The following is a 12,835-nucleotide window of genomic DNA, read 5'->3' as shown; positions in this document are numbered from 1 at the left end:
TCTTCCCGCAGCAGTCCGCCGCGCCCCCGGCCCCGCCGCGCCCGCAGCAGACCGGCGGCGACGACTGGATGCTGCCGCCGCCCTCGCACGCCCAGGGCCCCCAGGCCCAGGCACCGCTCAGCCAGAGCCCCGTGGGCCAGAGCCCGCCCGGCCAGGACAGGTCCCAGCAGCCGGGATCCCAGCGCCCCGATCCTGCCCGGCCGTACCAGCCGGGGCCGCCGGCCGGCTGGACCGCGGTCATCGGACCCGACCGCGAGTACTTCAGGGCGATGATGCAGCGCAGCGGTCCCGAGGCCACCGGGCTGAACCTCCCGGCGTACTCCCCCGAGCAGCAGCTCACGCTCTCCGGCAACCAGATCACCATCGGCCGCCGCCGGCACTCCACCGGCGAGTCCCCCGACATCGACCTGTCGGTCCCGCCGGAGGATCCGGGCGTCTCGCACCAGCACGCGGTCCTGGTCCACCAGCCGGACGGCACCTGGTCCGTGGTCGATCAGAACTCCACCAACGGCACCACTCTCAATGGCGCCGAGGACCCGATACAGCCCTATGTCCCCGTCCCGCTCAAGGACGGCGACCGGGTGCATGTGGGCGCGTGGACGACGATCACGATCCGCCGCGGCTGAGCGAGTCGACTGAGGTACGAGCGCCTGAGCGGCGGCTGAGCGGTGAGCGGTCGACGATCCGGCCGGTGCCGCCCGGGGCTTGCCTGGCGGCCGGGGCTCGGGCGGCGACCAGGGCTCGGGGGCTCAGGCGCGGGTGATACGGCTCGGGCTCAGCGGCCAGGCGTACGGCCCCGCCGGGTCGTCCAGCCATGCCCACTGCCGGCCGTCGGCGATGGTGACCCCGAACCGCTCGCGCCCGGGGCGGCGCTCGCGCTCCCAGAGCGAGAGCGCCTCGTGCGGATCGAGGCTGCCCGCGGTGAGCGCGAGCAGAAAACGGAAGAGATCGTTCTCGACGGCGCGCCGGGGCAGTCCGCCGAGCGGCCGGTGCATCAGGGCGGTGCCCGGTGTGCCCCGCAGCGGTACGAAGTAGGCGGCGGTGTGCAGGAAGTGCCCCTCCGCGCAGGTGCCGCGCTCGTCCTCCCGTGCCGTTCCGCCGCCGGTCGTGCCGCCGCTCGTTCCCCCGGTCGTGCCGCCGCGTCCGCCGACGCGCAGCGCGATCACCCCGGTGGCGAGCGGCGCCAGGATCCGGGCCCCGGGACGGCACTGCTCCAGCCAGGCCGTCGGCACAGACGGCAGGGTGCAGGTCGCGATGATCCGGTCGTACGGAGCGCGCTCGGGACAGCCGCGCCCGCCGTCGCCGGTGACGACGGCGGGCCGGTAGCCGGCCGCCGCGAGATGCGCCCGGGCGGACTCGGTGATCTCCGGGTCCAGATCCATGGTGGTGACCAGCTTGTCGCCGAGCCGGTGGCAGAGCAGCGCCGCGTTGTAGCCGGTGCCCGCGCCGATCTCCAGGACGCGGTCCCCGTCCCGTACGTCCAGCTCCGCCAGCATGCGGGCCATGAGGGAGGGCTGACTGCTCGACGAGATCTGCTCGCCGTCGCGCACCCGGGTCGCGAGCGGCCCGTCCACATAGGCGCCGTGCAGCCAGCGCCGCCGCCGTACCGGATCGCGGTCCCCGCCCCACAGCCGGTCATAGCCGCCGGGCCGGCCCACGAAGTAGTACGGCACGAACAGATGGCGCGGCACGTCCTCGAACGCCGCCCGCCAGGCGGGGTCGTCCAGCGCTCCGGTCAGCGCGATCTCCGCGACCAGCCCGGCGCGTGCCTCCGCCGCCTCGGGGTCGTCGGGACCGTACGCGTCGTCACGGTGTGCGCCCATCCTTCCACTGTCCTGGGTGAGCGCCCAGGAAGCGAGTGGGCCCGGCAGGTGGAGGCGGTTCATTCCGGGGGCGGTTCACACGCGCGGGTGGTTCCCGCTCCGCACTGTTCCGGTTCCTATCCCGTACGGTTCCGGACGGGGCAGTTCCGTATCAGCGGCCGGTCCTAGGGCGAAGGTCCTCGGCCGGTCGGTCTGAGACGATGGACGGGTGAACGAAATTCCGCACGGCACGCTTCAGGAGCAGACCTTCTACGAGCAGGTCGGCGGCGAGGAGACCTTCCGACGCCTGGTCCGCCGCTTCTACCAGGGAGTCGCGGAGGATCCGCTGCTGCGCCCGATGTATCCGGAGGAGGATCTCGGCCCCGCCGAGGAGCGCCTCGTGCTCTTCCTCATGCAGTACTGGGGCGGTCCCCGCACCTACAGCGACAACCGCGGCCATCCCCGGCTGCGGATGCGCCATGCCCCGTTCACCGTCGACAGCGCCGCGCACGACGCCTGGCTGAAGCACATGCGGGTGGCGGTCGACGAGCTGGGGCTGTCCGACGAGCACGAGCGGCAGCTCTGGAAGTATCTGACCTACGCCGCCGCCACGATGGTGAACACCGAAGGCTGACACCGGGCACGGTTCCGCACGGGCCGGGATCCGGTACGGGCCGCGATTCCGCACAAAGCGGGATCCCGAGAATCAGCACGAAGCGGGATCGACCCCGAGCGAACCAGGATTCCGTACGGGCCGGGATCAGGCCGGGGTGACCGTCAGGCCGCCGAGTCCCGCGCGCCGTACCGCTATCGAGCCGTACGGCGTACGGAGCCGGAGCCAGCTCCCCGACTCCAGCAGCGCGAGGGGCCGATCGGGGACCACGGGCTTGGGGACCGCGGGCTTCGAGTGCTTCGTCTGCTTCTCGGACACCGGGGGAGCCGCCGGGGCCGACGCCGCCGCCTGGGCGGACACCATCGCCCGTACCGGCCGCAGGAATCCCAGCGACTGCGCGGCGTGCACCGCCCGCAGCGGCAGCCGGGTGTCGCCGAGGGTCCGGGACCAGATCTCCCGGCCGATCCGGTCGCGCGCGGCCCGGGTCCGGTCACCGGGCGTCAACCGCGCGTCCCGGGAACGGAATTCGGCGACCGCCGCCGACAGCGCGCCCCGGATCGCCTCCTCGCCGGGCAGCCCCGCCACCCGCTGCCAGCCGCCGCGCGGCGGCAGCACCCCGGCCCAGGGCGGCCCGGTGACGGCGGCGGGCACCACCGCGCTGCCGGCCTGTTCGTCGATGGCTTCGAGCAGTTCACCGGCGGAGACGGTGATGTCCAGCTCGTACGGCACGGCGAGTCTGGCCGTACGGATCGCCAGTACCTCGAAGGACGGAGGCCGGCCGAACACCGCGAGCGCGCCGCCCCCGGCCTGGAGCCGGACGGCGGCGGCACGGTCGTAGTGGATCAGCCGGGCGAGGAAGGCGGCGAGATCGGCCGCCTCCCTCGCGTCGGCGAACTCCAGTTTCCGCACAGTCATGGGTACAGGCACCGTCATGCCGCGAGGGCGTCCTTGCTGTCGTCGTCGTTGCCAGTGTTGCCAGTGTTGTCGGCGTTGTCCGGGTCATTGGACTTCCCGGGCGTACCGGTGTGGTCGTCGTCCAGATACTTCAGCAGGAACGACCGCTCCTCCTCGGTGATCCGGCGCGGCCGCCCGGCCGCGAGGTCGTACGGCACGACGACCGTCGAGGCCCGTACGTACACCTCGTTTGCGTACTCGTCGTCCTTGATCTCGTACGCGATCGTCAGCGACGCGGCGTTTATCTTCGTCACCCAGGACTCCACGGTCACCGGCGTGTGCCGGTGGACCAGCGGGCGCTTGTAGTCGATCTCGTGGCGGGCCACGACGGACCCGCCGGAGAACGACGGCGAGCCGTCCCCGGGCGCCAGCCGGAACATGAAGTCGATCCTGGCCTCCTCCAGATAGCGGAGGAAGACCACATTGTTGACATGCCCGAAGGCGTCCATGTCCGACCAGCGCAGGGGACAGCGGTAGAGGTGCCGGGCCATCCTCAGCCCCGGGTGAGCTTCTTGTAGGTGGCACGGTGCGGACGGGCGGCGTCGGCGCCGAGCCGCTCGATCTTGTTCTTCTCGTACGACTCGAAGTTGCCCTCGAACCAGAACCACTTGGAGTCGCCCTCGTACGCCAGGATGTGCGTGGCGACGCGGTCCAGGAACCAGCGGTCGTGGGAGACGACCACAGCCGCGCCCGGGAACTCCAGCAGCGCGTTCTCCAGGGACGACAGGGTCTCGACGTCCAGGTCGTTGGTCGGCTCGTCGAGGAGCAGCAGATTGCCGCCCTGCTTGAGGGTCAGCGCCAGGTTGAGCCGGTTGCGCTCGCCGCCGGAGAGCACCCCGGCCGGCTTCTGCTGGTCCGGGCCCTTGAATCCGAAGGCGGAGACATAGGCGCGCGAGGGCATCTCGACCTGGCCGACATTGATGTAGTCCAGCTCGTCGGAGACGACGGCCCACAGCGACTTCTTCGGGTCGATGTTGGCGCGGCCCTGGTCGACATAGCTGATCTTGACCGTGTCACCGATCTTGATCGTGCCGGAGTCGGGCTCCTCGATGCCCTGGATCATCTTGAACAGCGTGGTCTTGCCCGCGCCGTTCGGGCCGATCACCCCGACGATGCCGTTGCGCGGGAGCGAGAACGACAGGTCGTCGATCAGGACCTTCTCGCCGAACGACTTGGACAGGTGCTCCACCTCGACGACCACGCCACCGAGCCGCGGGCCCGGCGGGATCTGGATCTCCTCGAAGTCCAGCTTCCGCATCTTGTCGGCCTCGGCGGCCATCTCCTCGTAACGGGCCAGCCTGGCCTTGGACTTGGCCTGGCGCCCCTTCGCGCTGGAGCGGACCCACTCCAGCTCTTCCTTGAGCCGCTTGGCGCGCTTGGCGTCCTTCTGGCCCTCGACCTTGAGCCGGGTCTGCTTGGTCTCCAGGTAGGTGGAGTAGTTGCCCTCGTAGCCGATGGCCCGGCCGCGGTCCAGCTCCAGGATCCAGCCGGCGACGTTGTCGAGGAAGTACCGGTCGTGGGTGACGGCGACGACGGTGCCGGGGTACTTGGCGAGGTGCTGCTCCAGCCACTGGACCGACTCGGCGTCCAGGTGGTTCGTGGGCTCGTCGAGGAGCAGCAGGTCGGGGGCTTCGAGCAGCAGCTTGCAGAGCGCGACCCGGCGGCGCTCACCACCGGAGAGATTGGTGACGGGCCAGTCGCCGGGCGGGCAGCCCAGCGCGTCCATGGCCTGTTCGAGCTGGGTGTCCAGGTCCCACGCGTTGGCGTGGTCGAGGTCCTCCTGGAGCTTGCCCATCTCCTCCATCAGCGCGTCGGAGTAGTCGGTGGCCATCTGCTCGGCCACCTCGTTGAAGCGCTGGAGCTTGCCCATGATCTCGGCCGCGCCGTCCTGGACGTTCTGCAGGACGGTCTTGGACTCGTCCAGCGGCGGCTCCTGGAGGAGCATGCCGACGGTGTAGCCCGGGGACAGGAACGCGTCGCCGTTCGACGGCTGCTCCAGGCCCGCCATGATCTTCAGCACGGTGGACTTGCCGGCGCCGTTCGGACCCACCACACCGATCTTCGCTCCCGGCAGGAAGCTCAGCGTCACGTCATCGAGGATGACCTTGTCGCCGTGCGCCTTACGCGTCTTGCGCATCGTGTAGATGTACTCAGCCAAGAGAAACCGTCCGGCAGTCGAGAAGGGCCAATGTGCGGCTCCGCCGCGTGAGGGCAGATACACCAATCTTGCCTGACGTCCACCCCCCGATGGAAACCAGCACCACGACGGCACGGGCGCGGCGCCACAGGGGCATCAGTACGGGCGCACCACAGCACGGCCGGTGTCATACGGCCGTGCTGCTGTACGGCCGTGCCTTACGGGCGGTGCCGTACGGGCCGTACAGCCGGTGCCGTACGGAGATGGCCCCCGGCGCGCTGTCGCGTACCGGGGGCCATGAGGCGCCGTGTTACTCAGCGCCGGGGTGTGCTCACTCTCGGGGAATCAGGCACTCGTGAGTCACCTCATGGGGAGCCGGTCACTCCTCCGGGGACGAGGCGTTCTTCTTGCGGAGGAAGAAGACGGCCGCGCCCCCGAGGACCACCAGGGCGATCGCGATGCCCGCGATGATCGGGGTCGCGCTGGACGAGCCCGTCTCGGCCAGGTTGCCCGTGCTGCCCGAGCTGACCGCGGTGACCCCGCCGGCCGAGGCGGCGCTGGGCTGCGAGGAGGGCTGCTCGGTCACCGGACCGGGGGTGCCGGTGGTCGCGCAGTCCAGGACGCCGGTGAAGTTCTGTGTGAACCCGGCGGGGCCGTTGATCGTTATGTCGTACGCCTCGTCCTCGCCGACCGGCACGGTCACGGTCTCCGTGGACCCCGGCGCGACGGTGTGCTCGACACCCTTCAGTTCGAAGGTGAACGGCTCGTCGCCGGTGTTGGTGGTGGTGACGTCCACCCCGCCCTCGGCGCAGTTCTTCTCCGCCGTGACCGCGGGGATCGCGCCCTGCTTGGCCCAGGTCCCGGTGGCGGCCGCGGTGACCGTGGAGTCGCTGGAACCGGCCAGGATCTGCGTCTGGCTCTTGGTCACCCCGGCGAAGGCCCGGCCGACCGGCACCGAGGTGGTGGCCTGGACCCCGAGCGAGGCCGTGCCGTCGGAGGCGTCGGACGGCACGTCGAAGTACAACTCCGTGCCATTGGCGGCGGTGGTGACCGGAGTGCCGTCCTTGTCGGTGATCCTGACCCCGGTGACCGACGCGTCGGCCGGCGGCGTCACCGTGACGCTGTCCGCGTCGGTGCGGACGGTGACGGGACCGAGCCGCTCACCGGCCCTGCCGGAGACCGCGCCGGGCTCCAGGGTGAGCGAGGCCTTGGGCTCCGCGCTGTCCTGGGCGCTGTTCTCCAGCCAGTCGGCGAGCTTCTCGGCCTGCGGGTCGCTCGCGTCGACATCGGCGTCGTCCGAGTAACGCCAGATCGCGACCTGGGTGCCCGCCGCGGCGGTCTTCTCGGTGAGCGGCCCGGTGCCCGCGGCCGCGGCCAGCGCCGGAAGGTCGTCCACCTGCGGGTAGGAGTGCTCCAGGATCCAGCGGATCTTCCCGGCGTTCTTGTTGGCGCCGAGCGAGGTCTGGTCCCAGGGCGTCTCCTGGTACTTCGCCTGTTCCTGGGTCGGGTTGTGGATGTCGATGCAGTACGTCTTGAGCTTGCCGCCGCCGTCGACGGTCATTTCGAACAGTCCGGCGGGAAGCTGCTGGTCCTTGCCGTTGGTGTGGAGGACGGCACCGTCGTAGGTCTTCAGCCCGTCGAGGGTCGCGGCGGCGCCGCCCGGGTGCTGGGGAGTCCCGTCGGCGGCGGCCGTACCGGCACCGGCCAGCGAGCCCACCGCGACCAGACCCGATACGAGAACCGCGGCGGCAAGACGGGCGGTGCCTCGCCTCCGTACGGATGACGCAGATATCGCAGAAAACACAGAATTCCCCTTCGGGCGAGGTTCTGTCGCGTGAGAACGCGTTGGGGGGATGCCTCGCCGGCAGACTCAAGTGCCCCGTGAGTACTCGCGAATCCTATGGAGGGAGGGAACCACGGATGCCCGCTCATACGCCCAGGCAACCGTTCCGAATCGGAATCGTTATCGACACTCCGAGGCAACCATGGAATACACCTCGGCATATCGACAAATCTCCACAACTGCCGCTCAGGCTACGGGGATCGCGCGGGGAATCATGTCACCTCCCCGATCCGGCACCACGGCCCCCGTACCCGCCGCCATGTCCGCCGCCACGGACTCCGCGACCGCCTCAGGGAGCGACTCCTGGCCGTGCCGCTCCGGTCCGTGCCGCTCCCGAGGCCGCTCCCGTAACGGCCCCTCCTGCCCCTGTGGCATTGCCTTATGACGCTCCGTCAGTGCGGCAGCCGCCCTGGCCACACGTCTGAAAGCCGAGGTCCCACGTGTCAGATCGTGTCCGACCGCCAACGCGTCGATGTCCGCCGAGACCCTGCGCTGTCCCTCCCGCTCGTCCTCACGCACCCGCAGCCGGCCATGCACCACGAGCGGCTCGCCGACGGAGACCGACGCGGCCAGATTCGCCCCCAGCGTCCGCCACGCCCACACCGTGTAGAAGCTCGTCGGCCCGTCCGCCCAGGCGTTCTTCAGCCGGTCCCAGCGGCGCGCGGTCACCGCGAATCTGAAGCGCGCCACCCCGCCCGACGCTGACTCCCGGAATTCCACGCCCGTCGCCACATTCCCCACCACCGTCACCATGGTGTCGTTCATAACGGCTCCTCCCGTCCCTGCCGCATTGGCTCATTGACTGATTCCATGCTGCACGGGACGGAAAGAAACACGCTGAAGCCTGTGTATTACCGGCCAGTTGTGGAAAACCCCGTCACCCGGTCCGCCGGACGCCCTGCCGCCCGGCGCCTACCGCCGACGCCCGTCACCCGGCCCGGCCTTCACCGGGAGGCCCCCCGTCACCGTCCCGCCCTCGAAACCGCCACGTACTGTTCCCGCACCTCCCGGTACCGCATCAGCTCCGCCGCGATCGGGTCGAGCACCCTGGCCCGTCCGCAACCCGCCGCCGCCTCCCGCAGTCTCCGCTCGGCGTCCTGCCCGTACCGCCGTGCGGGCGCCCGCGCGGCCGTACTGCACGCCCATTCCACCAGCGGCCCTCCGATGATCCCCGCCAGCATCACCAGCACGGGCGGGATCAGCCCCGGTGGCAGTACGCCGACGATCTGCCCCACCAGCCAGAGCCCGCCGAAGATCTGAAGCAGCGTCATGACGGCCTGCGCCATCACGGCGGCGGGCCACCAGGCGGGCCGCGGCGGCCGTCCGTTCGGGGCCGCCGCCTTCGTCGCCAGTTCGTCCAGCGCCTCCGACAACCCGCGCGCCCCCCGCGCCGCCGCCTCGCGCACCGAGTTCGCCCATGGCGCGGGCAGCCCCGCGGACGCCTCCTCGGCGACCGTACGCACCGCCTGTTCGACCCGCTGCCGAGCCGTCAGCTCCTCTTCCACCACGACCGGGGGCCGCGGCGGCTTGTAGCCGGGCATCCGCCGGCTCTCGTACCACCGCCACAGCCGAAGCCACGGCGTCCCGCACGCGCGCCCGGCGTTCCTGAGCCACTCGCGCTCCGCCGCCTCGCCCGCGGCGACCGCGCCGACCGCCCACGCCAGCCGGTCCGCGAACTGTTCGCGTGAACGCTCGCCGAGCCCGGGCCGCCCCTTCGCGACATACGCGGAACGCAGCCGCAGCGCCGCCGCGTCCACATCGGCGGAGAGCCGCCGCGCCGGCGCGTTCCGCTCCTGTACGAACCGTCCCAGCAGCTCGCGCAGTTCGCCCACGCCCTGCCCGCTGAGCGCGGAGAGCGCGAGGACCGTGGCGCCCGGCTCGCCGTGCTCGCCGAGGGCCATGCCGTCCTCGTCCAGCAGCCGGCGCAGATCGTCCAGCACCAGGTCCGCGGACTCGCCGGGGAGCCGGTCGATCTGGTTGAGCACGACGAAGGTGATCTCGGCGTGCCCGGCCAGCGGCCGCAGATAGCGCTCGTGCAGGGCGGCGTCCGCGTACTTCTCGGGATCGACGACCCAGATCACCGCGTCCACCAGCGCGAGCACCCGGTCCACCTGCTCGCGGTGGTGGACCATGGCCGAGTCGTGGTCCGGGAGATCGACGAGGACGAGGCCCTGCAACTGGTCGTCGCCGTCGCCGCCCGCCAGCGGCCTGCGCCGCAGCCGCCCCGGGATGGCCAGCCGGTCGAGCAGCCCGGCCGCGCCGTCCGACCACATACAGGCGATGGGGGCGGAGGTGGTGGGCCTGCGCAGCCCGGTCTCCGAGATCGGCACCCCGGCCAGCGCGTTGAACAGGGTCGATTTGCCGCTGCCCGTGGCCCCCGCGATGGCGACGACCGTGTGGTGCGCGGAGAGCCGCTGGCGGGCGGACGCCTCGTCCAGGACCCGCCCGGCCTCGGCGAGGAGCGAGCCGTCGAGCCGGGCCCTGGAGAGCCCGAGCAGTTGGCCGAGCGCGTCGAGACGCCTCCGTAGCGGACCTTCGTACATCCCGCCGATGGGCATGTGTGCGCCGCTCTCGCCGAGGGCGGCGTCACTGCCCTCCTGGCCACCGCCGGTCAGGCCCTGGACGCCGTGTGTCCCGTGCGTGCCCTGCACACCACTGAGGTCGCCCACGCCGTCCAGCTCGCTGTCGGCGCCCTTCTCGGCGACACGGCGGGCGATCAGTCCGTCGTCCCAGCCCCCGGAGGCCTCACCGGAAGCGCCGGAGACGCCTGGCTCGTCCACACCCTCGACGACGGAACTATTATCAATATTCGCTTTATTCATATCGACCGCATTACCTACATAATCCGCCCTGGTATTTTTATCGGCCCCACTGGATCCATTGGCTTTATCGGCCTTGTCCGTAACAGAGGTCACATCAGCCACTTCGGTCTCATCTCTCCTTCTGGAGTACGGACAGCGCGGCAATAAGTTCGGCCTGCGGCTCCGGCGTCACATCGAGGGCGTCGAGCGGCGCCAGCCGCCGGTCGCGCTCACCGTGCAGCACGCGGTCGATGTACGTCGTCACCAGCGCCCCGCCCCGGTCGCGCAGCCGCAGCGCGCCCCTCGCCCCGATCCGCTCCGCGAGCCGCTCCCCCGCGGCCCGCGACCGCCGCCCCCCGAGCAGCGCCGCGGCGAGCAGGGCCGCCACGGTCTCGGCGTCCGGTGCTGAGCCCCGTTCGATGCGCCGTACCTCCTCCTCGGCCAGCTCCTCCAGGACGCGGCGCCAGCGGCGTACGGCGATCCCGACCCGCTCCGCCCCCTCCCCGTCCGGGCTCGGTACGGGCAGCCCGCCGGACGCCGGCTCGCGCTGCCATGCCTCGGTGACCCGCTCCTCGGCCGCGGCGACGGCGCACTGCAGCAGCGCGCCCAGGCTCTCGGCCAGCGAGTCGAGCAGTTCCCGGGCCGAGCTGTACCGGGGGTAGCCGCGCCAGCGGGTACGGGCGTCCCCGGCGAGCACCGCCCCGCGCTGAAGCTGTCTGCGCACCCGCTCGCCCTCGGCCGCGTACGCCTCCTCGACGGCCGCGGTGAGCCGTACGGAAGCGGCGTACTGCGCGGCCACCGCCCCGGCCAGCTCCGGCATCCGTACGTTCAGCGAATGGATCACCCCGGCCGCGGTCCTTACGAGCGCCTGCTGGCGGGCCGCCGGATCCTGCACCCGGTGCGCGAGCCAGCCCAGCAGGGGCGCGACGGCGGTGGCCGGCAGCAGCCCGCGCCCGGCGCCCGCCGACTCGGGCAGCTCGGGGACGGTGAACCGGGGTACGTCGCCGAGCCCCGCCCGCCGCAGAAGCGCCCCGTACTGCCGCGACACCTCGTTGATCACCTGGTGCGGGACCCGGTCGAGAACGGTGATCAGCGAGGCGTCGTACTCCTTGGCGGTACGGAGGAGATGCCAGGGGACGGCGTCCGCGTACCGGGAAGCGGTGGTGACCATGACCCAGACATCCGCGGCGCAGATCAACTCGGCGGCGAGCAAACGATTGTCCACCACGAGCGAGTCGATGTCCGGAGCGTCCAGCAGCGCCAGCCCCCGGGGCAGGGAGGCCGCGGTCTCCACCCGGATCATGTTCTTCCCCAGGGTGTCCGCGCCGGCTCCCCCGTCCTCCTCCTGCTGCGGCAGCCAGACCCGGGTGAGATGCGGCAGCACCCGCGTTCCGGCGAACCAGTGGTGATCCTCGGGGTGGCACACGAGAACGGGGGTACGTGTGGTGGGCCGCAACACCCCCGCTTCGCTGACCCGCCGCCCCACAAGGGAGTTGACGAGTGTGGACTTTCCCGCACCGGTGGACCCGCCGACGACCGCGAGGAGAGGCGCCTCGGGGTCCCGCAGCCTCGGCAGCAGATAGTCGTCGAGCTGTGCGAGCAGCTCGGCCCTGGTCTGCCGGGCACGCGGCGCGCCCGGGAGGGGCAGCGGTAGACGCACGGCAGCGACACAGTCGCGCAGTGCGGAAAGTGCGTCGATCAGCTCGGGCCGTACATCCAAGGTCACCACATGCGAAGAATGCCCAATTTTGGAGCCTTTTTGAAGCGTATAGGCATCTCTGCGCGCCGATCAAGCACAGGGGACAGACGGGACGAGTGGGGCGCAGGCATAACGAGTGCACAACACCCGGGGCGCGGGAGGCCAAAAGCGATGCGCAAATCGCACCTGCCTGCGATTATCGGTTCGCTTCACCGAACCTCCACATCGTGCCACGCACGTGAAGCAACCGGGTCAAGGCGATCGGAGCCCTATCCTTGTCCCGGCTAGGTCACGGAACCACCCACCCAGGGCTCCAGGCCACCGAGGCCACCGCCCGGCCCCCGTAGCTCAGTGGATAGAGCAGGTGCCTTCTAAGCACTTGGCCGCAGGTTCGAGTCCTGCCGGGGGCGCTTCTACGCGCGATGCACGGCCCTCCGCACGGAGGGCTTGCCCACAGCCCTCGCAGCCGTCACGGCGCGCTCCTCGACGGGGAGCGACCTGGGCTGACGGCACCAGCCTAATCCTGGGTCGGGTGAACCGGAAACCGGGCTCAGGGCCGCGCTCAACGGCCGCTCCCACGATGGGCGTTACGGGCGGAACCGCTCGACTGTGGTAGTGCGCCAGACGTCGTGAACGCGCTCTGCTGCCGTCACCGCCGTCGTCGCGTCCCGCGCCAACCGCTCCCCGTAGCAGGACTGCCCGTATGCGCACCTGTCAAGAACTCTTCCACACACCGGAGTTCGTCGGGACAGTCCGTACGTCGGGACGATCCGTGCCCGTCTCCTCGACCCGCTTTCCAGGACCGATCACGACACGCTCCCGCGCGTCGTCGCCCCCTTCTCCGAATAGCGCCCGAGGACATATCTTTCCCGCGCTGGAATCATGGGGGCCGTACCCTTGGCCGTTCTAACGCCGATCTAACAGGCGTCGGACGATATCCGCCGGCGCCCCAGGCCGGAAGTGAGCACCATGACCATACGTGCGCT

10 protein-coding genes and 1 tRNA gene are annotated in these 12,835 nt (G+C 71.0%); 3 read left to right on the top strand and 8 right to left on the bottom strand.

Features of this window, described 5'->3' with window-relative positions; genetic code table 11:
• Positions 1-626 (top strand): FHA domain-containing protein (locus WH07_RS27125; RefSeq protein ID WP_046505387.1); only part of this gene is annotated, 626 nt, incomplete at its 5' end.
• 123 nt (positions 627-749) lie between these two features.
• Here the strand turns inward: WH07_RS27125 and WH07_RS27120 are convergent.
• Entirely contained in the window at positions 750-1,823 is a 1,074-nt protein-coding gene (locus tag WH07_RS27120) for a methyltransferase domain-containing protein (protein WP_046505384.1), read from the bottom strand.
• Positions 1,824-2,031: 208 nt separating this feature from the next.
• Here WH07_RS27120 and WH07_RS27115 point away from each other — a divergent pair, with 208 nt between their 5' ends.
• Positions 2,032-2,436, top strand: coding sequence for a globin (locus WH07_RS27115; RefSeq protein WP_046505382.1), 405 nt, complete (start codon positions 2,032-2,034; stop codon positions 2,434-2,436).
• Positions 2,437-2,562: 126 nt separating this feature from the next.
• Here WH07_RS27115 and WH07_RS27110 read toward each other — a convergent pair whose 3' ends face one another.
• From WH07_RS27110 to WH07_RS27080, 7 genes are all read right to left on the bottom strand, one after another.
• Positions 2,563-3,330 carry a hypothetical protein gene (locus tag WH07_RS27110; RefSeq protein ID WP_046505409.1) on the bottom strand — a complete coding sequence of 256 codons (768 nt, stop codon included), beginning with the start codon at positions 3,328-3,330 and terminating at the stop codon, positions 2,563-2,565.
• A gap of 14 nt (positions 3,331-3,344) precedes the next feature.
• On the bottom strand, positions 3,345-3,860 hold the full coding sequence (locus WH07_RS27105) for an acyl-CoA thioesterase (protein WP_046505379.1): 516 nt from the start codon (positions 3,858-3,860) through the stop codon (positions 3,345-3,347).
• Positions 3,861-3,862: 2 nt separating this feature from the next.
• Positions 3,863-5,527, bottom strand: a complete 1,665-nt coding sequence (gene ettA, locus WH07_RS27100) for an energy-dependent translational throttle protein EttA (protein WP_079023591.1) — start codon at positions 5,525-5,527, stop codon at positions 3,863-3,865.
• Positions 5,528-5,885: 358 nt separating this feature from the next.
• Positions 5,886-7,310: a Cys-Gln thioester bond-forming surface protein gene (locus tag WH07_RS27095; protein ID WP_079023590.1), complete on the bottom strand. Its 1,425-nt coding sequence runs from the start codon at positions 7,308-7,310 to the stop codon at positions 5,886-5,888.
• 225 nt (positions 7,311-7,535) lie between these two features.
• Positions 7,536-8,114, bottom strand: a complete 579-nt coding sequence (locus WH07_RS27090; protein ID WP_079023589.1) for a single-stranded DNA-binding protein — start codon at positions 8,112-8,114, stop codon at positions 7,536-7,538.
• A gap of 197 nt (positions 8,115-8,311) precedes the next feature.
• The gene (locus WH07_RS27085) at positions 8,312-10,171 is read right to left on the bottom strand and encodes a YfjP family GTPase (RefSeq protein ID WP_046505378.1); all 1,860 of its coding nucleotides are present in this window, start codon (positions 10,169-10,171) and stop codon (positions 8,312-8,314) included.
• A gap of 109 nt (positions 10,172-10,280) precedes the next feature.
• On the bottom strand, positions 10,281-11,870 hold the full coding sequence (locus WH07_RS27080; protein WP_046505397.1) for a dynamin family protein: 1,590 nt from the start codon (positions 11,868-11,870) through the stop codon (positions 10,281-10,283).
• 316 nt (positions 11,871-12,186) lie between these two features.
• On the opposite strand from WH07_RS27080, the gene WH07_RS27075 reads away from it, so the two are divergent.
• Positions 12,187-12,259, top strand: a tRNA-Arg gene (locus WH07_RS27075).
• Positions 12,260-12,835: the final 576 nt, after the last annotated feature.

This window comes from Streptomyces odonnellii (assembly GCF_000981895.1).
Classification (GTDB): domain Bacteria; phylum Actinomycetota; class Actinomycetes; order Streptomycetales; family Streptomycetaceae; genus Streptomyces; species Streptomyces odonnellii.
Note: the sequence above shows the minus strand (reverse complement) of the source record. Positions and strands in the feature narration are given on the sequence as shown.

Excerpts from the sequence above, each read along its gene's own strand:
- WH07_RS27120 (WP_046505384.1), bottom strand. The coding sequence starts at position 1,823 with ATGGGCGCACACCGTGACGACGCGTACGGTCCCGACGACCCCGAGGCG.
- WH07_RS27110 (WP_046505409.1), bottom strand. The coding sequence starts at position 3,330 with ATGACTGTGCGGAAACTGGAGTTCGCCGACGCGAGGGAGGCGGCCGAT.
- WH07_RS27105 (WP_046505379.1), bottom strand. The coding sequence starts at position 3,860 with ATGGCCCGGCACCTCTACCGCTGTCCCCTGCGCTGGTCGGACATGGAC.
- WH07_RS27090 (WP_079023589.1), bottom strand. The coding sequence starts at position 8,114 with ATGAACGACACCATGGTGACGGTGGTGGGGAATGTGGCGACGGGCGTG.
- WH07_RS27085 (WP_046505378.1), bottom strand. The coding sequence starts at position 10,171 with ATGAATAAAGCGAATATTGATAATAGTTCCGTCGTCGAGGGTGTGGAC.